Below are 21,915 nucleotides of genomic sequence, written 5' to 3' on the forward strand. Positions count from 1 at the left end.
GCGACGTCCGTCCCCGCTCCTGTCATCACCGACACTATCGCTGTCCCGAGGCGAGGTCACGAAGGAGGGAGCGAATGCCGTAGTCCCAGGTGGGAAGCTCCTCGCACCGTCCGACGACGTTCGTCAGGCTGCCCAGGCGATCGCTGGTGATCGTCACGACATCGCCGAGGCGGAGGGTGAATCCCAGGCCGTCCTCCCCGCGGTCGGCGGTCGGGGCGAAGAGGGTGCCGGTGAAGAGGACGAACCCGTCGGGGTACTGGTGGTGGGGGCCGTGGGCGGCGGCGAGGAGCTCCTCGAAGGAGCGGCTGAGTGCGCTCACGGAGTTGATGCCCGACAGCGTGTATCCGTCGTCGCCGGTGACGGTGAGGGTGAGGTCGAGGCCGCGCGCGTCAGCGAGGTCGAAGGTCGCGTCGAAGAGGCGGATGAGCGGGCCGAGCGCGGTCGAGCGGTTGTTGTCCTTGGCCATGCCGAGCAGCAGCGCGCTGCGGCCCTCGACGTCGCGGAGGTTGACGTCGTTGCCCATCGTCACCCCGTGGACCCGGCCGTGGGAGTCGGCGACGAGGACGAGTTCGGGTTCGGGGTTCGACCACGCGGAGAAGGCGGGGATCCCGACGGCGTCGCCGGAGCCGACGGCCGAGAGCACGGGGCCCTTCGTGAACACCTCGGGGTCGGGGCCGAGGCCGACCTCGAGGTACTGCGACCACCAGCCCTTCGCGACGAGCGCGGCCTTCAGCCGGGCGGCCTCGGCCGAACCCGGGCGGATCGCGGCGAGGTCGGCGGTGACGGCCGCGGCGAGTTCGGTCCGCACCGCCTCGGCGCGGGTCGGGTCGCCGTCGCAGCGCTCCTCGATGAGGCGTTCGATCATCGAACCGGCGAAGGTCACCCCGCAGGCCTTGATGACCTGGAGATCGATCGGGGCGAGGAGGACAGGACGATCAGCGGCCCCGGCGACCGCCTCGGCGGGGGTGACGATGTCATCGATCGACCAGTCCGCCGGATGCGCGATCAGTGCGGCGAGCCGGTCGGTCGCCTCCGGGTGGTCGAGGATCCCGGCGACCGTGAGGTCGATGCGTGAGGCGTCACGGACCTCGTCACCGGTGACGAGGACGGGAACGGGAGCAGGGCGTCCGGGAGCGGACACGCGACCGAGGAAGGTGCCGGTCGCCTCGGCGGGAAGGAGGTCACGGAGACTCACGACGGACGACCTCCTCGGCGAGCGGAGACGACGATGGGAAGTGACACGGGACGGGAACCTCTCTGGCGGGGTGGACGGTCAGACGGCGTAGCCGAGGAGGCTCGGCAGCCACAGGCTGAGGAACGGGACGACGGAGATGAGGATGAGGGTGATGAGCATCGGGATGAAGAACGGCATCGTTCCCCTGATCACCGTCGTCACCGGGTACTTCGTCACCGAGGACAGGACGAAGAGGACCAGGCCGACCGGTGGGGTGAGCAGGCCGATGAGGAGGTTGAAGATGATCATGATGCCGAAGTGGACGGGGCTGAGGCCGAACACCTCGGCGACGGGGAGGAGGACCGGGACGAGGATGAGGATCGCCGAGGTGGGTTCGAGGACGCAGCCGATGATGAGGAGCAGGAGGTTGACGAGGATGAGGAAGACGATGGGGCGGTCGGTGATCGACAGGAGCACCTCGGCGGCGAGCTGCGGTGCCTGTTCGCGGGCGAGGACCCAGCCGAAGAGGGCTGCGCCGGCGACGATGATGAGGATGCCGCCGGTCGTCTCGACGGCGGTGACGAGGGCGTGGCGGACCTTCTCCCATGTGAAGTTGCCGTAGACGATCGCGAGGACGGCGATGTAGGCCACGCCCACGGCACTCGCCTCGGTGGGGGTGAAGATGCCGGAGAGGATGCCGCCGAGGATGACGACGGCGGCTCCGACCGGCGGCAGGGCGCGCAGGCCGGACTTCACGCGGTCGGCGCGGGATGCCTTGGGCAGGCGGAGGTCGTTGCGCTTGCGGGTGAGGACCCAGACCATGGCGCTCAGCGTGAGGACGAGGAGGACGGCGGGGACGATGCCGGCCATGAAGAGCGCGCCGACGGACACGCCGGCGGTGACGGCGTAGATGATCGCCGGGATCGACGGCGGCATCATCGGGGCGATGAGGGAGGAGGCGCCGGTGACGCCGAGGGAGAAGCCGACGGGGTAGCCGCGGCGGATCATCGCCGGCACCTGGATGCGGCCCATTGCGGCGGCGTCGGAGATCGCGGCTCCGGAGACCCAGGAGAAGCCGAAGCTCGTGAGGATGTTGACGTAGCCGAGCGACCCGCGGACGTGGCCGATCGCGGCGACGGCGGCGTCGTAGAGGCGGTCGGTGGCCCCGGAGATGTTCGCGAGGTTGCCGAGCAGGATGAACATCGGCACCGCGAGGATGGCGAAGTCGAAGACCCCGGAGGTCGCCTGTTGGACGGCGAGGGCGGGACTCGAGGAGGGGTCGGTGATGATGTAGACGAGCGAGGGCACGAGGAGGGCGATGCCGACGGGCACGCGCAGGGCGAGGAGCAGGAGGAGGGCGGCGAGCATGGGGATGAGGGTCATGTCACAGGCCTTCCAGCTGGGCGGTGGTGTCAACGGTGTCGGGGTTCTCCTCCGGGTGCTTGGCGACCATGATGATCTCGATGACCGTGTGGACGAAGATGAGGATGAAGCCGATCGTGGCGGCGAGGTAGAGCAGCGCGGTGGGCAGTCCCGAGGCGGGCATCGCGATCGCTGAGACGATGTCGACCATCATGATCCCGGAGACCGCCATGAATGCGGAGACGGCGAGGACGACGAGGCGGGCGAAGGTGCCGATGACCCGGCCGACGGAGGCGGGGACGACGGTGGCGATGAGATCGACGGTGATGTGGGAGCGCCGGGAGGAGACGAAGGCGGCGGCGATGAAGGTCAGCCACACGAGGGTGAGGCGGGCGACCTCCTCGGTCCACGACAGCGGCGAATCGAAGACGTAGCGGGTGATGACCTGGAGCATGACGAGGGCGAAGACGCCGACCATGAGGAGGATGCCGATCGTGCGCTCGAGCGTGATCGCCGCCCGGTAGAGGCCGCTGCGGCGTTCGAAGGAGTCCTGCTCGAAGGCCAGGGTCGCCTCGGCGTCGGCGATGTTGTCGGTGCCGGGAGACTGCGGGTCGGTCGGGTCGGGGCTGGTCGGGTCGGGAGTCTCGGAATTGGGCTCGGGATTCGGGGTCGTCGGGTTCATCAGTTCTCCTCCCCTTCTTGCGAGCGCGCGTCTTCGAGGGATTTCTTCACCGCGAGGTAGGTGTCGCCCCAGCTCACCCGGGTCGGCAGCTCCGCGGCGACGAGGTCGCGGAAGGCCTGGATGTCGACGTCCTCGACGACCTCGATCTCCCCGCTCTCCTTCCAGTCGGCGAGGATCTCCCGCTCCTGGGTGACCGTGCACTCCTCGACGCGGACGCGGGCGGCGTCGATCGCCTCGGTGAGGATCCGCCGCTTCTCCGGCTCCATGCTGTCGAGGAGGCGCTGGTTGCCGACGAGGTAGACGCCTTGGACGATGTGCTCGGTGATGCTGATGTAGTCCTGGACCTCGTAGAACTTCGCCGAGGCGATCGTCGGGATCGGGTTCTCCTGCGCGTCGATCGTGTTCTGCTGGAGGCCGAGGTAGACCTCGCTGAGCGCCATCGGGGTCGCAGTCGCCCCCATGATGTCGAGCGTCGTGAGGTAGAGCGGGGCGTCGGGGGTGCGGATCTTCAGACCGTTGAGGTCCTCAGGCGTGCGCACCGGGGTGTTCGCCGTGACCTGGCGGGCCCCGTAGTAGAAGTTGCTGACGACCCGCAGGTCGGTCTCGGCGGCCATGTCGTCGAAGACGCCGGTCATGATCGGCCCCGTCGTCGCCGCTTGGAGCTCGGCGGCATCCTCGGCGAGATAGGCGCCGTCGAGGACGGCGGCCTCCGGGTGCCACGCGCCGAGGAACGAGGGCCCGCTGTTGACGAAGTCGAGGGCACCAGTGGCGACCTGCTCGACCATCTCGGCTTCGCTGCCGATCTGGGCGGCGGGGTAGATGAGGACGTTGAAGCCCTGGTCGGCGAGTTCCTCCTTCATCGGCTCGAGGCCGCAGGAGTTGACCGGGTGGGTGGCTTCGTAGACGTTGCCGAAGCGCAGGGTCGTCGCGTTCGGGTCGACGGCGTCGGTCGCGGCGCGGTCGAATTCGACGGGTTGGAACATGGCGCAGCCGGAGAGGGCGAACACGGCGGCTGCGGCCGTTATCGCGGTGGCGAGGCGCTTCTTCATGTGTTCTCCTCAGACGAATCCCGCCGTTGGGATCCTCACGACACTGTGATGGCTGATGGTTGAGACACTGCTCGGGGGCACTGCTGAGTGTGATGCTGTGAGCTGCCGGTGGTGCTGGTGCCGGCGCGCGTTGGAATGTATAGCTTTTCTACGAATCCTATACATAGGATGTGTCGTGGGCAACAGTGACGGGAAGAATCGCCCATGAATCTCCGGGCGAATCTCCTACGAAAATCACAGTGTCCCCTACTAAAATGAATCAGGGTCTGACACCGCAGCAGGCGGTCTGATCAGACATCTTGTGAAGACGACTTGTATCGACAGTGAACGAGGAGGAACTCCCGTGGCGAAGTCATCGATGGTTCAGAAGGGCCTCGACAAAGCGGCCAAGCTCGCGGTCAACGAGGACGGAACCATCAATCCGCGCACGCAGTCGGTGCTCTCGAAGCTGCTCTCCGTGCAGCGCCCGGTGGCCCTGGCCTACGTGCGGTCGCTGCGTCGGCGGCACCCGGATGCCACTCCCGAGGAGCTCGTCGAGATCATCCGCAAGCACTACCTCGCGCTGACGACGACCGGCGGCGCTGCCGTCGGCGCGACGGCAGCGGTGCCTGGCATCGGCACGATGGCCGCGGTGGGCTTCGCGACCGCGGAGACCGCCGGGTTCCTCGAGCTGACGGCGCTCTTCGCGCAGTCGATCGCGGAGATCCACGGTCTGCCGGTCAATGATCCGGCGCGGGCGAACGCCCTCGTCCTCGGCCTCATGCTCGGCAAGGACGGGAAGAACCTCGTCCAGCGGTTCGGGAAGAAGTCCGTGGGACCTGAGGCCCTCCTCGGCGACTGGGGTGCAACGGTGACGAAGCAGCTGCCGGCGCCCGTCGTCGACATGCTGCTGCGGAAGCTGCGCAAGACCTTCATCCAGAAGTTCGCAGCACGGGCGGGCGGTTCGTTCTTCGGACGCCTGCTGCCCTTCGGCATCGGCGCGGTCATCGGCGGCGTCGTCAACGCGCAGATGGCGCGGAAGGTCGCGAACGAGTCGAAGACGGCCTTCGGTGCCGCCCCGACGGTGTTCCCGCTGGAGACCGATCCGCAGTTCGTCGACCAGAAGAAGGACAACAGGCTGCTCGGGACGATCAAGGCCCTGACGTCGCTGGGCCGGAAGAAGGACAAGGATGTCGACGGCGAGGTCGTCGACGACGGCAGCGGTGTCGGCGTCGACGCGTCGAAGTACGACGCGGATTCGGTCAACTCCGCGGGGTCGTCGAGTGGAGACGGATCCTCGAAGCAGATCGGACGCTGACCTGCGTCTCCAACGCTAGGGCCCGGCCACCGACTCAGGGATGGCCGGATGAGCGCAACGGGTGTCTCGCGAACGTCGCGAGGCACCCGTTCGCGTTTGAGGAATCGCGTGCGCTGGCCCTAGTATTGGGGAGTCTCCGATCGTCGCTCTGGGCGTACACCCATGCCGATCCGACGGAGGCCGGGCCTCTAGCTCAGTTGGTAGAGCAGCGGACTTTTAATCCGCGGGTCGTGGGTTCGATCCCCACGGGGCCCACCAGAAGTTCGTCGTTCAAACGAGCGACATTTCCCGTTTGAGCCGCCTGGACTCCGCCAGCGGCCTGCGCCGCCAGTGCGGTGGCCTGCACGTCCTGGTCGAACAGGATGTTGAACGGCGTGCCCGGTTCCCCGTCGATGCCGTTGTCGTCGGCGACGGTGAGGCGTTCGAAGAACGCTTGGTTCGCGATCCGGCGCAGTGAGTCGTCCACGCTCATGTAGATCGCGTGGGCGTCACCGGCGAGGGCGAGGCAGTCGTCGAGGTGGGCGCGGGCCTGTTCGTACTCGACGCTGGATGCTTCGATCCGCGAGTCGAGGAACGCGACCTGCCTGGCGATCCGGTCCTGCTCGCTCTTGAGCAGGTCCAGGGGCACGGCGCCGGCGTAGTGGGCTTGCAGCAGCTTCGTCCGCTCGTCCTGGAGGCGGTCGCGTTCGGCGATCTGTGCCTTGCGCTCCGTCTTGGCGGTGGCGTAGAGCCGGTCGAACTCGGCATGGATCAGCGTGCGCAGCGGGCCGAGGACGTGTTCGGGGATCTCGACCATCCGGTAGTAGTCCTCCACGGCGGCCTCGATGTCGGGCACGTACATGGCCTTGCGATCGCAGGCGGTGCGCTTGGAGTGTCGACCCGAGCACAGGAAGTACGGGTAGATCACCCCGGTGCTGCTCTTCGCATTCGACAAGATCAACCTGGACCCGCAGGTACCGCAGAACACGGTGCCCTTCAGATAGTGGTCGTGGGCCTGAGTCTTCTCCCCCGACACCCGGTGCGCGTCGAGCACGGTCTGCACCCGGTACCAGACCTCCGGGGCGACGAGAGGTTCGTGGAGGCCGTCGTAGGTGGCGCCTTTAAACACGACGTTGCCCTTGTAGTACGGGTTCGCCAGCATCTGCTGGATGCTCGACAGGCCCGGTGCCTTCTCGGGCCGCTTCGGCGTCGGCACCGTGGTCAGGCCCCGGTCGATCAGCTCTTCCCGCAGGGTCGCGGTCGAGTAGGTGCCGGTGGCGTAGGCCTCGAACGCCCACTTGATGAGCGGGCCGCGCTTGGGGTCGACCTCGATGGTGCGCACCTCGCGTCCGAGCTCGTCACGGCGGGTGGTGTTGAGGTAGCCGATGGGGGCTTTGCCGTTCGTGCCGCCGGTGGTCGCCTTCTGCGTCATGCCCTTGGAGACCTCGTGGGCGAGGTTGCGGGAGTAGAACTCGGCGATCGTGGACATGATGCCGTGCAGCAGCATCCCGGACGGGGTCTCGTCGATGTTCTCCGTCGCGGACACCAGCAGCACGCCCGCTTCCTTCAACGCGAGGTGGATGGCGACGTCATCGGCGCGGTTGCGGGCGAGGCGGTCGACCTTGTGGACGATGCAGTACGCCACCGGGTGGGTCTTGACGTACTCGATCAGCGCCATCAGCGCGGGCCGGTCGGCCTTGCGGGCGGACTCTCCAGCATCGACGAACTCTTCGATCACGACCGCGTTCAGCGTCTCGGCCTTGCGCAGGTTCGCCTCCCGCTGCGCCGGGATGGAGAACCCCTCATCCCGGCCGCCTTTGGAGGCCTGCTCCTTGGTCGACACCCGCAGGTAGGACACGGCGAGGGTCGTGGTCTCGCCGATCTGGTCGAGATCGAACGGGATGGACGCGGGCGGCGCCGTGCATTCCTCAGCCGGGCGCGTGGTGGGTGTTGGTGTGGTGTTCACGGGTCTCGTGTTTCCTTCCCCGGTTCGGGGCCAACACGAGCGGGTCGTATCCGCTCATGCGGTGCAACACGTAGGAAACAAACGAGACCCGGAGACCGGGTGGGGCCGAGAACACGGCTACAACGAGACGGTGCACCACGGCGAACCGTTCCCGATCCGCCGCTGGCGACGTACAAGCATTCTACCTCGCGGCCTCATTCCCGTCACGGGAGGCGGCGCCCAGTCGCGGGGCCGGAGGCTGCTCGGCCGCGGCCGCGGTGTCGGTGGTGTGGGCGTCGCGGGCGCGGGCTTGGGCCATGCCGATGAACAGGCGGGCGAGCTGGTGCAGGTCGGGCTCGGGCCGCGGCTCGGCCTCGATCCGGTAGCTGCGGATGCGCTCCGGGCCCACGTCGCGGCGGCGGGTCATGACGGGTCTCCTTCCAGGTCGTCGAGGCGGGCGAAGAACGCGTCTTCAGCGGCCTGCCGTTTCGCCACGTCGGCCAGCACGAAGGCCACGAAGTCCTCGCGCCGGTTCGTGATCGGGATGTCCTCGATCGGCGGGGCCGCCGGTTCGCCCGGCCAGACCGTCTGCCGGGAGGGCCGGTCGCGATCCAGGCGAGTGCCGGAGGCGGCGACCCAGTCACGTAGCCGCTGCCGGGCGGCGGCGAAGTCGCGATGCCACCCGATCGCGGCCGAGGCGTCCTGTTCCGGGTCGTACGCGGCGAGCCAGTGCAGATGCAACGCGGACAGCTCCCACCGCAGCTCCGGGTGCCGGTGCCACAACGGCGGGATCACCGACGCCGGCAGCGCGTAGGTGTGCCGTAGCCAGTCGACCCACCTGTTCAGCGCCAGCCATTCCTGCTCCAGCTCGTGCGCGGTCAGCAGGTTCCAGTTCACCGGCCGCACCGGCCCTGGCTCATCGCCTCCCGGCCCCGCCGGGTCGTCGTAGGCGTCGTCTTCCCACCCGTCCGGCACCTCCGGCGTGGACGGGGCCTCAGTCGTCTCGTCGTCCATGATGGCCACCCCCGTTCACATCGTCCGGGCGTGCGCGTCGCGGTCGACCGGCTCGGGCTCGGGCGCCTCGAACCCGGTGGTGCGCTCGGCCTCACGCTCCGGTCCGCGGCGCTCGGCCGTCGGCTGGGGCGTGCGGTCGACCTCATAGGTGGTGCGGGCCAGGTCGTGGCCGAGCCGGTTCGCGATGAACTGCTCCTCGGTGACGCCGGTGTTCGGGTTCGTGTTCTCCCGGATACGGCCCTGCGCGATCACCCAGTCGTTCTTCGCGAGCTGCTCGTAGCCGTGCGTGGCCGCACCGTCGAAGGCGATCACGTCGTGGTAGGTCGACGCGAGCCGCGTGTACGAGTCGCCGCCGTTGTACCGGTAGTGGTCCTGCCGCACCTTGAAGTACAGGCGCGGGGTGCCGTTCTCCGAATGCGTCAGCGACGGGTTCGACTCGACCCTGCCGTAGATGCTGGCCCGGGCATCCAGACCAGGCCGCTGCTCCTCAGACATCACAGTCCTCCTTGCTCGAAGCCGACGACCCACGAGCGGGCCGCCGCATCAGGCAGGTGCACCCGACCACCCGGCCGGGTTACTGCTGGTGGGCGTCGTGCAGGAGCTGTTCGACCTCGGCCCGATCCGCCTGGAGCTGCGTGCCGTCGGGGCGGTCGGGCCAGGCGCGCAGGTCGGTGATGATCGGCGGTGCCGAGCGCAGCAGGGTCACGGCGGTGCCGAACGGGAGGCGTCGGATGTGATCGGGCGGCAGGATCGCGACCCGCCGCACGGATCGTTGGTTGGAGCGGGAGCCGTAGTCGCCGACGGTGGTGGTGTCGGTGAGCTCGTCGCGTTCCCCGATCAGCGTGGAGAGGTCCTGGAGGTCGCGGCTGTTGGAGGCTCCGCCGAGGATGATCTTCACGATGGACGCATCCCAGATCGCGCCGGCCTGGTGCTCGTTCCACTTGTCCCGCGCCTGCGCGAGGGACTGGAGCACGGCGAGGGTGGTGATGCCGGTGCCGCCGCCCTCGGCCATCAGGGTCGGCAGGCTGGGCAGAGGCGCGAGGTTCCCGATCTCATCCAGGCACAACAACAGCGGCGGATCGAGTCTCGCGCCGCTGGAGCGGGCGGCCATGCGGCGCGCGGTCTCCACGAGGTCTTCGACCAGTGCCGCGACGAGGGCGGCACTGTTGCCGGCCCCGGCGCCGGTGGCGAGCAGGAACAGGGTGCCGCGATCGCGGATGAACGCCTCGGGGTCGAACTCCTCACCCTCGGCGGGTGAGACCGCATCGAGCACCCGCGGATCGGCCAGCGCCGCAAGCGAGAGGCTGACGCCTTGCCAGATGGAATCCCTGGTGCGCGGGTCGGCGTCGATCATCGAGGCGAGCGAGTCCGCCCACCCGGTTGCCGCGTCGGGGTGGTTGGTGAGGATCGCGACCGCGTCCGCCGCGCTGGTGGGGTCGAGGGTCCACCGGAACAGCTCGGACGGGCTGCGCCGGTCGAGGGCGGCGGCGTGCAGCAGGGCCTGCAGCGCGGCTTTGGTTTTGCCTTCCCAGAAGTCTCCGCCTTCGACCCCGCCCGCGGACAGGCCCGTGGCGGAGGCGAGGCCGGCGGCGCGGATCATCGCGGTCTGCGGGGACTCGCAGCCCCGGATCGGTGACCATCGCATCCCCGCCGGCAGACCCTCGGCGAGGTGCTGGGGGTCGAACACTGCGACGGGGCCGATGCGTTTGCGGGCGCGCAGGCACGCGGTGACGTTATCGGGACGGGTGCTGGTGGTGACGACGGCGCCGGGGGCGTCGAGGATCGCCGGGATGATCAGGTGCAGGCCTTTGCCGGAGCGGGGCGGGCCGACGTGCAGGCGGGGCGGGCGTCGATCCTCGTCGCCGAAACCCGCGACACCGTCACCCAGCTGAACGAGCGTGCCCGCGCCGACCTCATCCTCGACGGCACCATCACCCCCAGCCGAGAAGTCACCCTGCACGACGGCACCCAGGCATCCAAGGGTGACCGGGTCATCACACGGGAGAACGACCGGCGCCTGCGGTCGAAGAACGGCAAGAACTGGGTGCGCAACGGCGACCGGTGGACCATCACCGCCGTATCTAGCGATGGGTCGATCACCGTCCGCCCCGCCGGGCGACGCTTCGGCGGGTCACTGGTACTGCCCGCCGCGTATGTGGCTGAACAGGTCGAGCTGGGGTACGCGATCACCGGGCACCGCGCCCAAGGGATCACGGTCGATACCGCGCACACGGTCGTGACGGCGACGACGACGCGGGAGAACTTCTACGTCGCGATGACCCGCGGCCGGCACGGGAACCACGCCTACGTCGCCACCGACACCACCGACGACGCGCACGTCGCCCCGCACCCCTCCGACAACCCCGACGCCACCGCCCGCAGCGTCCTGTACGAGGTACTCCAGCACGTCGGCGCCGAACTGTCCGCGCACGAGACCATCACCGCCGAACACGAGCGCTGGGGGTCCATCGCGCAGTTGGCGGCGGAGTACGAGACCATCGCCCAAGCCGGCCAGCACGACCGCTGGGCCACCCTCCTCACCGCGTCCGGCCTCACCGAGGGGCAGGTCGATCTCGTGCTGGGCTCTGACGCCTACAGTGCCCTGTCTGCCGAGCTGCGCCGGGCCGAGGCCAACCATCACGACCTCGATGAGTTGTTCCCGCGGCTCGTGGCGGCGCGGGGCTTCGCCGATGCCGATGACATCGCCTCGGTCCTGCACCACCGCCTCGCCCGCGCTACTGCCCGCCCTGCCGGGTCCGGGCGCACCCGCCGGTCGCCGCGGCTGATCGCGGGGCTCATCCCGTATGCCTCCGGCGTCACCGACCCCGAGATGCACCACGCCCTCACCGAACGCGAAGAGCTGATCGAACATCGCGCATCCGCGGTCCTCGACCGCGACCTGAACGAGCGAGAACCGTGGACGGCCGCGCTCGGGAGCAAGCCCGCGGATGCACGGGCGGCGCAGCGGTGGCGGCAGGCCGGCCGGGTGGTGGCCGCCTATCGCGACCGGTACCAGATCACCGACGACACCCCGCTCGGCCCCGATGCGGCATCGGATGCGCAGAAGCTCGACGCCGCCCGCGCCGACGCTGCCCTTCGCCGGGCGCAGCAGCTCGCCAACCGGACGGACGCGGCTCGCCGGAACGAACCCGAGCACATCGTCGAGACGCGGCAGGGCCGCACGTTGTAACCGCAGACGGTCACAGGCTGCGGCCGGTACCCGTAGGCCAGCAAAAGTAGCGCGGTCTTGGTCGGCTTATCTCAGGGGTTCTCAGTCTCCTTCACGTACCCGCAGGGTTTTTCTTGGGAGGATGTCGAGTGTGGCCGGTCTCGAACGTATAGAGAGTGAGCATGGCATCAGGGCCATGCCGCTATCGAGGAGAAGATCATGACCCAGTACATGCTGAGCAACATCACCCCCGCCGGCCGGACGCTTGAGCCCGAGCAGTTCCAGCAGGTCATCAAGAACGTCACCGCGGTCACCCAGGAGATGCAGGCCGCCGGTGTCTGGGTGTTCTCGATGCCCCTGGCCGACCCATCGACGGCGACGGTCGTGTCCAGCCAGGACGGTACGGTCACCCTGGCCGACGGGCCGTTCGCCGAGCTCAAGGAGTACATCGGCGGCTTCACGATCATCGACGTCACCGACCTCGACGCCGCGACCGCGTGGGCTGGCAAGGTGTCCGAGGCAACGGGCCTGAAGATCGAGGTTCGCCCCGCTCCGAGCTTCGGCGGCTGAGGATCGCCGATGAATGACGCGCTGGCGGCCGTACACCGGGCATTTCGCTCGGAGTACGGCCGCACCGTCGCGATCCTGATGCGCAGTATCGGCGACCTCGACGCCGCCGAAGACGCGGTGCAGGACGCGTTCACCGCAGCCGCCGACACCTGGCCTGCCCAGGGCGTGCCGCCGAACCCGCAGGCATGGATCGTCACGACGGCACGCCGTCGCGCGATCGACCGCATCCGACGCACGCAGACGGAACAGCGATTCGCGCCGCAACTCGCCCCCCGCCCCGTTGTCGAGCCAGAGGACACCGGTGACGACGAGCTGCGTATGATCCTGCTGTGCGCGCATCCGAGCCTGTCGCCGGAGACACAGGTCGCACTGACGCTGCGCTACGTCGGCGGACTCACGGCGGCAGAGATCGCGCGGGCGTTCGGCTCCACAGAGGCGACGATCGCGCAGCGGCTCACACGGGCGAAGCGGAAGATCAAAGACGCCCAGATCGGCTTGCCAGAGCCTGGACACATCCATGACCGGCTCGGCGTCGTGCTTGCCGTGATCTATGCGATCTACAACGAGGGCTACGTCACCACGTCAGGGCCGCTCAGCCGCTTCGACCTCAGCCAGGAGGGAGTCCGTCTCGCGAGACTAGTGCTCGCCCACTCGAAAGGCGCGCACGAAGCCAAGGGTCTGCTGGCGCTGCTCGTGCTCCTCCAGGCCCGCCGCCCGGCCCGCATCGCGGACAATGGCAGCCTGATCCCGCTACCTGAACAGAACCGACAGTTGTGGGACCGCGACATGATCGCCGAGGGACAGGCCCTCGTGCGCGAGTGCCTCGCCGCAAACAAGCCCGGCCAATACCAGTTGCAGGCCGCGATCCAAGCCGTGCACTGCGACGCCGTGCAAGACGAGGACACCGACTGGCGGCAGATTCTCGCTCTGTACGACATGCTCCTGCCCATGGTGCCGACCACTGCGGTGCACACAGCGCGCCTTGTCGCGCTTTCCCATGCCGAGAACGCCGAAGCAGCCCTCGACCAGATCGACCCTGAATCAGATGACCACTACGTACTCGCGGTGCGCGCCGATCTTCTCGCCAGACTCGGCGACACGGCCAACGCCCAGGTAGCATTCCAACGCGCCGCGAACATCGCAGAGAACGACGCAGAACGGGCTCACCTCCTCCGACGCGCAGACGAACTCGCATAAGGCTCATCTGTACCGTCATCGATGGGCTGACGCCGTGTCGGATAACGCGAGCATCGGAAGTGCCCAAAGCTGAGAACCCCGTAGGGACGCAAAAGTAGTACCGGTCTTGATCGGCTAGGTTCTGCGGTTCTCAGTCTGCCGCGTTGGCCTCTCTGCGGGCATGGTGTGCGGCGGCTCTGACAGCCGGACGTCATCGGGTAGGCTAGGAGTCATGTCAGGTGCTTCTGCTGCGGCCGCTGCCGCTGTGACGAAGACGCTCCGCTAGCGGCGGAACGTCCTCTTCACCTTCTTAGATCTCACGTTCCGCCGCTTGATGGTCGGTTCGGTGCGACACATCTCGTCGCCCGATTCTTCATTCGAGCAACGGAGTTCTCTGTGTCTTTTCGCACCTCATCATCACGCCCTGAACAAATCTCGACCGCGCGATCCTGGGCAGCACTCGTGTGCCTATCGGTCCTGCAATTTTTCATCGCCGTTGATGTCACTGTCGTCAACGTGGCGCTGCCATCAATCGGCGACGATCTTGGCGTTGATCCGCGCGGCCTGACGTGGGTTGTCGTCGGATACACCATCACCGGCGGTGGCCTACTCATGCTCGGTGGCCGCTTGGGGGACGTCTTCGGTCGCCGCCGCCTTCTCCTGATCGGCACCGCGATCTTCGGAGCAGCCTCGATGATGGCAGGCTTCGCGGAAACCTTCACGGTGCTTGTTGCAGCCAGGCTGTTCCAAGGAGTAGGCGAAGCCCTCGCCCTACCAGCTGCAATGGCAACCATCGTCCTGTTATTTCCCGAGGGAAAGGCTCGTACCCGAGCGTTGAGCGTCTGGGCGGCAGTTGCAAGCTGCGGTCTCGTCTTGGGATTCGTGCTCTCGGGAATCATCACCGAGCATCTCGGTTGGCGATGGGTCTTCCTCATCGCTGTCCCGTTCATCCTGTTCGTGCTGATCGCCACGGTGATCCTGTTGCCACGCGACCGAGAACAGGAGTGCGCACCGTTGGATATCCTCGGGTCGATTCTGTTGACAAGCGCACCGTTACTGTTCGCCTTCGGGATTGTGGAGGCCGGAGAAGGAATGTCTTGGCTGCCACTCGCCGCCCTAGCGGGGGCACTCGTGGCGGCCATTCTGTTCGTCAACGTAGAGCGGCGAGCACCGAACCCGCTGATTCCTCCGGTCTTCTTCCGCAATCGGACTCGGGTGCGAGCGAATCTCGCGACCGCGTTGCTGAGTGCCGCGCTCTCAACCTCATTCCTACTGTTCACGTTCTATCTTCAGGATGAACTCGGCCTTTCCCCGCTGGAAGCCGGACTACTGCTTCTCCCGCTTGCTGTGGCGCTGATCGTCGCGGTGACCGTCGTGCCCCGGCTGATGGGGCGCTGGGGAGCACGCTCCTGCATCATCGCGGGTCTCGGCTTCGCGGGGGCAGGCATGATCGTGATCGCTGTCGCCGCGCAACTCGATGCCCCCGCTTGGGTATTGATCCCGGCGATGCTCTTCATCGCCGCAGGCATGGGATTCGGACTCGTCGGATTGCAGTACGCGGCAGTCACCGGAGTAACCGACGACGATGCCGGAGTCGCTTCTGGCGTGCAGCGGGCCGCAGACCAGCTTGGCGGGTCTGCTGGCGTCACGGTCTACGTCGGTCTGGGGTTTGCCTCGATCGTCCACGGAGTATCGCCCTATCTACTGAGTAGTGGGCTTGCGATCATCGGCCTGTGTGTCGCAGCCTTCGTTGCCCGACGAGTTGCCGTCTCCGAATGACGCACGAGTTCGGCCGGACGTTCGATGTCGTCGCTTCGGTTGCCACGCTGCATCATGCACCAGGCGGCTCGCCGCGTGCGGCGCATCCGCGGCGACGACCGACAGCACCGCGCGGGCAGTGCGCTCATCCGACACGTACTCGGCCAACGACACCATGCTCGATCCTTCCGCCAGGTCACCATCGAGCAGGTGCGCCCCGCACGCCGCCCAGGCGGTTCCGTTTCCGGCAGGTCCGGCGTAAAATCAGGGGTGAAGCGGAATCTCCCAAACAGTTCGGGTTCCTCGGAACCGCCCGCACCGGGCCTCACCACACGCCGCTTCTCGACCCGTTCGAACCGTGTGAAGGAGACCCCGATGTTCACCACCCGCGACCGCATCCGTCGCCGCTGGCGCCGCAGCGAGAACACCGCCCAGAACCTGGAACCGGCCCGCCGGCTCTTCCCGACGAACCGCATCCGCGACGCCGTCATGACCCGCCGCGGACTCAAATGGGGCGTGCCCGCGATGCTGCTCGCCGCGCCCTACTTCGCGATCATCCTGATCCTCACCGACCGCATCGAGCACGGCGGGCCCGGCTGGCTCCACCTCATCGTGCTCCTGTGCGCGTGGAACGCTTTGAAGATGCTCTGGCTCGGCCCCATCAGCCTCGTCCGCCTCGCTCGCGCCCGCCTCCGCGAGCACGGGCAGCGCCGTAGAATCGCTCACGACTCACAGGCCCCGGACGAGGCTCGCAAGCCGCGTCTCGTGCCGGCGGGAGGTGCATCATGAACGCCCTGGTCTACCGCCGCAGCGCGACAGGCAACCCGCGCGGGCTGAGGCGGCAAGCGGCCGCCTGCCGCCGCTACGCAGACGAGCACGGCCTGACGATCACGCACACGTTCACCGACATCGGCCACCCCGACGCCGGGCTCCGCGCCGTGCTCGACGCTGCCGAACGAGGCGAGACCTCCGCGATCGTCATCACCGACCTCGCCCGCCTCGGCCGCATCCCGACCGACCACCTCAACATCACGCAGCGCCTCCAGCAGGCCGACACCGAGATTCATGTCGCCGAAGGGAACGGCAGCTACCCGCAGGGCGAGTCCATCCTGGGCGTCATGCTCGCCTACGCCGAGATCGACGAAGAGGTGGAATACGCCCTCGACGAGGAGCCGGACTACAACATCGACGAGGACTGACCCCCGCCTTGTTCGTAGGTCGTGCCTGTCTCACCCGAGGCAGGCACGACCTACTTCTTTGTCAGCGAACCGGGGCATGCCGTCCGCGCGGACGGATCGTGCCGCCAGCAGCGACCACGGCATCACGCACCGCGTCGTCGCTGATCCCGAGCCGCCGACCCACCTTCAACAGCGACAGACCGTTCGCGTACAACTCCACCGCCTCCTCACGCACCTGCCGCGGATGCTCCGACGCCTTCCGAGGCGGCAGCCCAGCACGCGCAGCCAGCGCCCGCACCGTTCCGCGATGCACCCCGAACCGCTCCGCCAAGTCCTTCACCCGCTCACCCCTCGCGTACCGATCCAGCAGGTCAGCGCGATCACAGGCACTCAAACGAGTTTGAGTCACTGGCGATTTTCTCGTCACCGGCCCCCGCGCATCCTCGATAGGCTTGGATGACGGACGCGATGCAGGACGCCCCGAACCCCTGAGAACACGCCGAATCAACGAACGAACCGGCCTGCGGGGGTTTGAGAAGCACCTGGACAGCTCCACCGTGTCACAAGGCTCGAACCCTTGCCAACAGTATCGTTGGCAAGGGTTCGGGCCTTGTCGCTGTTCTGGTTCCAGTTGAGGACGTGGGTCAATGGTGGGTTAATGGTCAAAATGTGTGTACAGGATAGGCCCCTTGCCCGGTAACCAGTAGACCAAGACAGGGTCGAACATGCTCTGGAAGCATGTTCAGTGTCCAATCCCAGGAATCACCTTTTTGGGATCGTTGGGCGAGGTGGTGCTGGCGGTGATAACGGGGCCGTGGAGCGCTTCGGTGCACTGCAGCAGCAGAGCATATCAGGGCCTCTCCGAGGAGGCGGCTCCCGCCACCGCTTGGCTACAGCATTTTTCAGGCACACCCTAGTCCAGGTTGTACGTAGGATTTGGCTCTTTGGATAGTCGGTGGACTCTTGTCTTGGAGGAATATGCCTCGACGAGCCCAAAGCACACTACAGCGAGGACGAGCCCGACGAGGAGCAGAATCGACGTCAGCGTGGTGGTCGCAGGATTGATAATGGATTCTGTAATGAAGCTGAATCCTGGGGCTGCTGCCATGATGACGGATGTGAGCACGGGAGACGTTTTCATCATCCCTGCTTGAATGAGGACCAGCGGAAGCGCAATTGCGGCAAATCCGAGCGGACCGAACCACAGCAGTAACGATCCGACCTCTGCGGGGGAAGGGTAGTGCTGCCAATTGACAGCCGCGCAGATGAACGCCAGGACGTAAGTGGCGTGATAACGCACTGCGAGGATGGATGAAGCGCTCACGCCGGTTTCGGCAAGGCGTCGAGAGAGGGTTGCAAGCACGGCTAGACCCAATCCGGCAAGAATGCCCAACGCCATTCCAACGACTGTGCCGATGCCCGATGATGTCGCACCTGCAACGTTCTGGGACCAACCGAACGCGATCGAGACGACGAAGACCACAATAGCCATTATCCAGAGTCGGTATCGGACCCTACCCGTCCTGAAAGCGTTGATGCTCAGAGCAGCAAGTGGCGCTGCCGCAGCCTCGGCTCCTGCGGCCAGTGAGGCAGGGATCCAGATCAGAGCGAGATAGAACGCCCCGAAAGTGACAGCGGTAGCGACATTCAGCCATAGACAATCGACCAATCGAATGGGACTCGCAGGAGCTCTATCGCTGGCTCTGAGCAGCGCCCCGACAACCGAGGCGATGAGAAAGGCACAGCCCAGGAACAAGAAGATTGCGCTGGGCCGAACGGTTAGTCCAACGAGCGCGTTCGCAGTGCCTTGAAAAATGGCGCCGAGAATGATCAAGCGCAAGCGCATCACCCGACTTTGCAGTCGGCCACGTCGAAGAACAGTCCTCGGTCTTCGAGATCGTGTATTGCCTCAACCGATTGTATAACCTCGGCACGGCTCTCTCCGACGAAGAAAGCGATGCCCATGTAGCCGGTGGTCAGCGTCATGTCCCGGAGTTTCTGACCCACCGGCGGCATCCATGCCACGCTGTGGAAATGCGGTAGGCGACGCATCAGACGGAGGCCCGGAATCGCCCTCAAGTGCCCCGGTTTGAGTGATCTCAGAAAGACCTTGACAAGAGTCTTGGAAGGGGAGTACGTGGATCCCAATCGTTTCGCGAACTCGTCCGGACGCAGGATTTTTTCTGTGGTTTCGTTAATCCACTGGGGAACCAACGGAGGATCAAACCCTTGCGCTGCAAGAACGCTGGAGTAGGTGGTCGACGACTCATCGAGTTCAGCGAGCGATTTCACAGTGAGTCGACCTTCCGCTGAAGCGTGTTGCAGCTTTCTGGCGTTTTCCAAAGGCATGGCTGATATAAACCGAGAATTGAATGTATCGACCTTCAAACTGACGGGAAGCATTTCGAGCTGTCTCCTTGATGTATCCGGCAACAAGCCATCGCGGAACGAAATCGTGGAGGTCGCACGGCCAGCCTTGTGAAGCGAGGAAATCTCGAAATTCTCGAGGTTCTCGGTGGGTCAAGCTGTTGGCGTGAACAGGGGTATTGGTCAACGCGGAAAGCGGGGCCGTGAACGCTGGAGAGTATCCCAATTGGTTCAACGATACCGTGCACACTGCGCCCCGGAACTCTGGACGAGCTCCTAGTTCTTTCAGCAAGGAGACGGCAGCCGCGCCTCCACCAACGATAGCTATGTCTGCGTTGATTAATTGAAACTCTGCCCCTTCTCCTGGAACGCCCGAGAACGTCAGGCGGTGAAGCGCGATCTGGTCGGGCTTCGGACGCCTGGTCGATGGTCACCGCCGAGTCTGTGCGCACGTCACTCGCAAAGCGATCTACGTCATCGGCATTGCGGCCGTCACTCGCAAAGCCAAATACTTCATCGGTTTCGGTGGGCCTCAGACGAGGACCTCCGGGATTGCTCAGCTTCGAGCCAGCGGACTGGCTACGACGGCACCTTAAATCCAGCGTTCGTTGTTGTCGCCTGGACGAATCACGTCGCGAGCCCGCCCGGCCGAGCGGGCATTGGGCTCGTCAACATCCACCATGACCCTCGTAAAAATTCCATAATACGGAAACTTGCTTCCGTGTTGATGAAATCGAGTCTGCCCTTGCGCCCTGGTGGAGTCAAATCGCGTTACCGCCATGGTCAAGCCGAATTCAGGTTCTCTCGTTATGGATTGTTCCGGTTCTCGGCATCGCGAACAGGGCGTTCAGGCGGCATTGAGTCGGATGGCTGTATCGCTTGGCATCGGGCTCACGGGCCCTGACCCTTTGTATCTTCAGCCGCGTCAGTATCTGGACTGCTCTCCATTTTCAGGTTTTGGTGCCGCGATGCAGGAAGGCGAGAACCATGCAAGGTGGCGATCTGGACTTCAGCGACTGACTCTTCACTTCGTTCACTACGGGTGGCGTATATTGCACAAACCGCGGGTCGTGGGTTCGATCCCCACGGGGCCCACCGCGTCACAAGGCCCCGCAGCTCTCCCGAACCCGGGTGTGCGCGGGGCTTCGTCGACCGACTACTCGCAGCCGACGCCGTCGCCGTCGCGGTCGAGATGGCGGCCATAGCCGGGATCGCCGACGCGCACGGGCGCTGCTCCGGCGGCTCGCGCAGCCGTGCAGTTCTTGTAGTACACCGACCCACCCGATGATTCGCGCTTCGGTTCCGGCTCGGATTCACGTCGTTTCGGCTCAGGATCGGGAGCCGACGTCTCGACAGGCTGTTTCGTCTTCGTCGGCTCCGGCTCAACCGTGACGTTGTCGCCGTCGCCTGCCGCGGGCCACGACACGTCCTCGGCGAAAGCCGGCTCATCCTCACACGACTCGAGCACCCGGGTCATCGCATCCCGTTCGGCCTTGACCACCCACAGCCCGTACTTGTGCTTGACGGCGATCTGCCGCGAGACGTATTCGCAGCGGGAGCTCTTCTGCGGCGGCAGCCACGTCGCCGCGTCGCCGTCTCCCTTCTGGCGATTGAGCCTCGAGCTGACTGCGAGAAGGTTGAGCGGGTCATTGCCGAACTCCTCGAGCTCAGCCTCGTCGAAGTCCTGCGCTCCCGTCTGCCACGCATTGGACCGTGCGACGACGTGGTCGATGTCGATGTTGTTCGGGTCGCGATCGAACTCATAGGACTCACCGAGGTACGGGTCGTCGAGCATTCCCCCGACCACCACACAGCCATTCGAGCCGCGCTTTAGGGTGATGTAGCTGAGATCGCGGCGAAGCACATCGTTCCTCGTGTCGCACCCGTTGTGATCGACATCCGAGCGCCAATGGAAGAGGTCGGCATCGTAGCCGGTCTTCGGCGCCCTGCCCTTGGTGTCGAGGTCGGCCAGCATCGCGAGCGCGGTGCCCGGATCCGCCATGTCCGTCGGCACCGGGGTCTCAGTCGTCGGGGCCGGCTCGGCCGTCGCAGATGCGGACGGAGTCTCACCCGCGGCTTCGCCTGCCGTCTCTGCCGGTCCACCGCCGACGACGACCGAGATGATCGCCGCGATGACGATGACGACTACCGTGAGGCATCCGCCTCCGCCGCATCCGAGACCGACCTTCGCTCCGGTCGACAGCTTTTCGGGCATGTGTGTTGTCCAATCGAGGTCGGTTGTGCTCTGCCGCCTCACGCTGGTGGACGACTCACTGAGTGGCGGGCGCGGATCCACTTCACATGTAGAGCGAGCGCCGCCTCAGGAATGCTAGCCGACCGTCGATGCAGCCCCGACTACCGGGGTCGCCCTCACTCCAGCTCGCCGGCGAAGAAGTCGGCGACGGCCGGCTCCTCAGCCGCTCTGAGCTGCTCATCGAGATCCGTGAACAGCCGCCACTGGACGAATCCCGGCCAGTCACCGGGCAGCAGCTCCGCCGGCAGCTGCGGGTCGCTGCGGGTCAGCGTCAGCCAGTCGAAATGCAGCTCCACGCGACGTACGAGCGCCTCGGCGGCCGTCAGCTCAGAGACTGCGCACTGCCCCCACTTGTCTCCGAACGCCTCGTACTGCCCCGCCACCTCGGCGAGGTCGAAGGCATCGACGAGCATCGCGTCGGTCGTCGGCGGCTGAGTCTCCCCGTACACGACGACGGGGCTGACCTCGCTGGCCTCCTCACCGAAGATCTGCTCGACGTCGACGGCCGCCGGTGCCGCCCACGTTCCGCCGTCGAGGCGGCCGAATCCCGCCCACGACAGTCGCGACGACACCTTGTGCCGCAGCGCCCGCTTCGACTCGGGAACCTGGATGCGCACGATCGTCCACTTCCCATCCCAGGGCCGCGCCCGATCACCGATGAACATCTTCCGGCCTCCCTCGAGGAGGATCTCCCGGGCCCGGTCACTCACGGTGTAGAACGTCTTCCGCCCGTCCTTGGCCCGGATGACGAACCCCTTCGCGGCATTGCGCTGCAGCACCGAGCGCGCGGCGGCCTCGCCGACACCGAGCCTCCCCATGACGCCGACGATCGACGCACCGCTCAGCGGTGTCGGCTCGCCCGTCATGTGCAGCCCGGCGAGCGCGAGGAACAGCGACTGGGGATGAACGGGCATGGCATCACATTAGCGCGTCACTTCCCC

19 protein-coding genes, 1 tRNA gene and 4 pseudogenes are annotated in these 21,915 nt (G+C 66.3%); 9 read left to right on the plus strand and 15 right to left on the minus strand.

The window, feature by feature from the left end:
• Positions 1-34 precede the first annotated feature (34 nt).
• From ACFQ91_RS01895 to ACFQ91_RS01910, 4 genes are all read right to left on the minus strand, one after another.
• Complete coding sequence (locus ACFQ91_RS01895; RefSeq protein WP_344258794.1) at positions 35-1,195, minus strand: fumarylacetoacetate hydrolase family protein; 1,161 nt, start codon at positions 1,193-1,195, stop codon at positions 35-37.
• A 78-nt stretch (positions 1,196-1,273) separates the two neighbouring features.
• Complete coding sequence (locus tag ACFQ91_RS01900; RefSeq protein WP_211978754.1) at positions 1,274-2,557, minus strand: TRAP transporter large permease; 1,284 nt, start codon at positions 2,555-2,557, stop codon at positions 1,274-1,276.
• Between the two features lies 1 nt (position 2,558).
• Complete coding sequence (locus ACFQ91_RS01905) at positions 2,559-3,218, minus strand: TRAP transporter small permease (protein ID WP_211978753.1); 660 nt, start codon at positions 3,216-3,218, stop codon at positions 2,559-2,561.
• Positions 3,218-4,267, minus strand: coding sequence for a DctP family TRAP transporter solute-binding subunit (locus tag ACFQ91_RS01910; protein ID WP_211978752.1), 1,050 nt, complete (start codon positions 4,265-4,267; stop codon positions 3,218-3,220). The genes ACFQ91_RS01905 and ACFQ91_RS01910 overlap by 1 nt, the downstream gene beginning before the upstream one ends.
• 343 nt (positions 4,268-4,610) lie before the next feature.
• Between ACFQ91_RS01910 and ACFQ91_RS01915 the strand changes: the two genes are divergently transcribed.
• From ACFQ91_RS01915 to ACFQ91_RS01925, 3 genes are all read left to right on the plus strand, one after another.
• Positions 4,611-5,564 (plus strand): hypothetical protein, encoded by a 954-nt coding sequence (locus ACFQ91_RS01915; protein WP_249121004.1) that lies wholly within the window; start codon positions 4,611-4,613, stop codon positions 5,562-5,564.
• A 182-nt stretch (positions 5,565-5,746) separates the two neighbouring features.
• A tRNA-Lys gene (locus tag ACFQ91_RS01920) sits at positions 5,747-5,822 on the plus strand.
• A 34-nt stretch (positions 5,823-5,856) separates the two neighbouring features.
• On the plus strand, positions 5,857-6,021 hold the full coding sequence (locus ACFQ91_RS01925) for a hypothetical protein (RefSeq protein ID WP_249121003.1): 165 nt from the start codon (positions 5,857-5,859) through the stop codon (positions 6,019-6,021).
• A gap of 351 nt (positions 6,022-6,372) precedes the next feature.
• Here the strand turns inward: ACFQ91_RS01925 and ACFQ91_RS01930 are convergent.
• The 5 genes and pseudogenes from ACFQ91_RS01930 to ACFQ91_RS01950 all read right to left on the minus strand — a co-directional run.
• Positions 6,373-7,509: pseudogene (locus tag ACFQ91_RS01930) on the minus strand (recombinase family protein); the annotation flags it as partial.
• Positions 7,510-7,690: 181 nt separating this feature from the next.
• On the minus strand, positions 7,691-7,915 hold the full coding sequence (locus ACFQ91_RS01935; RefSeq protein WP_211978751.1) for a hypothetical protein: 225 nt from the start codon (positions 7,913-7,915) through the stop codon (positions 7,691-7,693).
• Positions 7,912-8,502, minus strand: a complete 591-nt coding sequence (locus tag ACFQ91_RS01940; RefSeq protein ID WP_211978750.1) for a hypothetical protein — start codon at positions 8,500-8,502, stop codon at positions 7,912-7,914. Before ACFQ91_RS01940 ends, ACFQ91_RS01935 begins: the two co-directional genes overlap by 4 nt.
• Positions 8,503-8,517: 15 nt before the next feature.
• Positions 8,518-8,997 carry a single-stranded DNA-binding protein gene (locus ACFQ91_RS01945; protein ID WP_211978749.1) on the minus strand — a complete coding sequence of 160 codons (480 nt, stop codon included), beginning with the start codon at positions 8,995-8,997 and terminating at the stop codon, positions 8,518-8,520.
• 79 nt (positions 8,998-9,076) lie between these two features.
• A pseudogene (locus ACFQ91_RS01950) lies at positions 9,077-10,339 on the minus strand (type IV secretory system conjugative DNA transfer family protein); the annotation flags it as partial.
• Here ACFQ91_RS01950 and ACFQ91_RS01955 point away from each other — a divergent pair.
• The 6 genes and pseudogenes from ACFQ91_RS01955 to ACFQ91_RS01980 all read left to right on the plus strand — a co-directional run.
• Positions 10,253-11,692, plus strand: a pseudogene (locus tag ACFQ91_RS01955) (conjugal transfer protein); the annotation flags it as partial. The pseudogenes ACFQ91_RS01950 and ACFQ91_RS01955 sit on opposite strands and share 87 nt — an antisense overlap.
• Positions 11,693-11,890: 198 nt before the next feature.
• On the plus strand, positions 11,891-12,241 hold the full coding sequence (locus ACFQ91_RS01960) for a YciI family protein (RefSeq protein ID WP_211978748.1): 351 nt from the start codon (positions 11,891-11,893) through the stop codon (positions 12,239-12,241).
• A 9-nt stretch (positions 12,242-12,250) separates the two neighbouring features.
• Entirely contained in the window at positions 12,251-13,438 is a 1,188-nt protein-coding gene (locus ACFQ91_RS01965; protein WP_211978747.1) for an RNA polymerase sigma factor, read from the plus strand.
• A gap of 375 nt (positions 13,439-13,813) precedes the next feature.
• Positions 13,814-15,196: an MFS transporter gene (locus tag ACFQ91_RS01970; protein ID WP_249121002.1), complete on the plus strand. Its 1,383-nt coding sequence runs from the start codon at positions 13,814-13,816 to the stop codon at positions 15,194-15,196.
• 354 nt (positions 15,197-15,550) lie between these two features.
• Positions 15,551-15,964 carry a hypothetical protein gene (locus ACFQ91_RS01975; RefSeq protein WP_211978746.1) on the plus strand — a complete coding sequence of 138 codons (414 nt, stop codon included), beginning with the start codon at positions 15,551-15,553 and terminating at the stop codon, positions 15,962-15,964.
• Positions 15,961-16,374, plus strand: coding sequence for a recombinase family protein (locus ACFQ91_RS01980; RefSeq protein WP_211978745.1), 414 nt, complete (start codon positions 15,961-15,963; stop codon positions 16,372-16,374). Before ACFQ91_RS01975 ends, ACFQ91_RS01980 begins: the two co-directional genes overlap by 4 nt.
• 61 nt (positions 16,375-16,435) lie before the next feature.
• Here the strand turns inward: ACFQ91_RS01980 and ACFQ91_RS01985 are convergent, their stop codons facing one another.
• From ACFQ91_RS01985 to ACFQ91_RS02010, 6 genes and pseudogenes are all read right to left on the minus strand, one after another.
• A complete protein-coding gene (locus tag ACFQ91_RS01985) occupies positions 16,436-16,909 on the minus strand; it encodes a helix-turn-helix domain-containing protein (RefSeq protein WP_376871451.1) in 474 nt (157 codons plus the stop codon).
• 357 nt (positions 16,910-17,266) lie between these two features.
• Entirely contained in the window at positions 17,267-18,199 is a 933-nt protein-coding gene (locus tag ACFQ91_RS01990; protein WP_211978743.1) for a hypothetical protein, read from the minus strand.
• A complete protein-coding gene (locus tag ACFQ91_RS01995; RefSeq protein WP_249121001.1) occupies positions 18,199-18,756 on the minus strand; it encodes a hypothetical protein in 558 nt (185 codons plus the stop codon). Before ACFQ91_RS01995 ends, ACFQ91_RS01990 begins: the two co-directional genes overlap by 1 nt.
• A gap of 4 nt (positions 18,757-18,760) precedes the next feature.
• Positions 18,761-19,012, minus strand: a pseudogene (locus tag ACFQ91_RS02000) (FAD/NAD(P)-binding protein); the annotation flags it as partial.
• An 864-nt stretch (positions 19,013-19,876) separates the two neighbouring features.
• Complete coding sequence (locus ACFQ91_RS02005) at positions 19,877-20,935, minus strand: DUF1524 domain-containing protein (RefSeq protein WP_211979237.1); 1,059 nt, start codon at positions 20,933-20,935, stop codon at positions 19,877-19,879.
• A 155-nt stretch (positions 20,936-21,090) separates the two neighbouring features.
• On the minus strand, positions 21,091-21,888 hold the full coding sequence (locus ACFQ91_RS02010; RefSeq protein WP_211978740.1) for a PaaX family transcriptional regulator C-terminal domain-containing protein: 798 nt from the start codon (positions 21,886-21,888) through the stop codon (positions 21,091-21,093).
• Positions 21,889-21,915: the final 27 nt, after the last annotated feature.

Source organism: Brevibacterium sp. NPDC056726, assembly GCF_042790515.1.
GTDB lineage: Bacteria > Actinomycetota > Actinomycetes > Actinomycetales > Brevibacteriaceae > Brevibacterium > Brevibacterium sanguinis.

What these genes read in the sequence shown, in the direction of transcription:
- ACFQ91_RS01900 (WP_211978754.1), bottom strand. Translation starts at nt 2,557, where the DNA reads ATGACCCTCATCCCCATGCTCGCCGCCCTCCTCCTGCTCCTCGCCCTG.
- ACFQ91_RS01965 (WP_211978747.1), top strand. Translation starts at nt 12,251, where the DNA reads ATGAATGACGCGCTGGCGGCCGTACACCGGGCATTTCGCTCGGAGTAC.
- ACFQ91_RS01995 (WP_249121001.1), bottom strand. Translation starts at nt 18,756, where the DNA reads ATGCTTCCCGTCAGTTTGAAGGTCGATACATTCAATTCTCGGTTTATA.
- ACFQ91_RS01905 (WP_211978753.1), bottom strand. Translation starts at nt 3,218, where the DNA reads ATGAACCCGACGACCCCGAATCCCGAGCCCAATTCCGAGACTCCCGAC.
- ACFQ91_RS01990 (WP_211978743.1), bottom strand. Translation starts at nt 18,199, where the DNA reads ATGCGCTTGCGCTTGATCATTCTCGGCGCCATTTTTCAAGGCACTGCG.
- ACFQ91_RS01935 (WP_211978751.1), bottom strand. Translation starts at nt 7,915, where the DNA reads ATGACCCGCCGCCGCGACGTGGGCCCGGAGCGCATCCGCAGCTACCGG.
- ACFQ91_RS02005 (WP_211979237.1), bottom strand. Translation starts at nt 20,935, where the DNA reads ATGCCCGAAAAGCTGTCGACCGGAGCGAAGGTCGGTCTCGGATGCGGC.
- ACFQ91_RS01980 (WP_211978745.1), top strand. Translation starts at nt 15,961, where the DNA reads ATGAACGCCCTGGTCTACCGCCGCAGCGCGACAGGCAACCCGCGCGGG.
- ACFQ91_RS01975 (WP_211978746.1), top strand. Translation starts at nt 15,551, where the DNA reads ATGTTCACCACCCGCGACCGCATCCGTCGCCGCTGGCGCCGCAGCGAG.
- ACFQ91_RS01945 (WP_211978749.1), bottom strand. Translation starts at nt 8,997, where the DNA reads ATGTCTGAGGAGCAGCGGCCTGGTCTGGATGCCCGGGCCAGCATCTAC.
- ACFQ91_RS01940 (WP_211978750.1), bottom strand. Translation starts at nt 8,502, where the DNA reads ATGGACGACGAGACGACTGAGGCCCCGTCCACGCCGGAGGTGCCGGAC.
- ACFQ91_RS01910 (WP_211978752.1), bottom strand. Translation starts at nt 4,267, where the DNA reads ATGAAGAAGCGCCTCGCCACCGCGATAACGGCCGCAGCCGCCGTGTTC.
- ACFQ91_RS02010 (WP_211978740.1), bottom strand. Translation starts at nt 21,888, where the DNA reads ATGCCCGTTCATCCCCAGTCGCTGTTCCTCGCGCTCGCCGGGCTGCAC.
- ACFQ91_RS01960 (WP_211978748.1), top strand. Translation starts at nt 11,891, where the DNA reads ATGACCCAGTACATGCTGAGCAACATCACCCCCGCCGGCCGGACGCTT.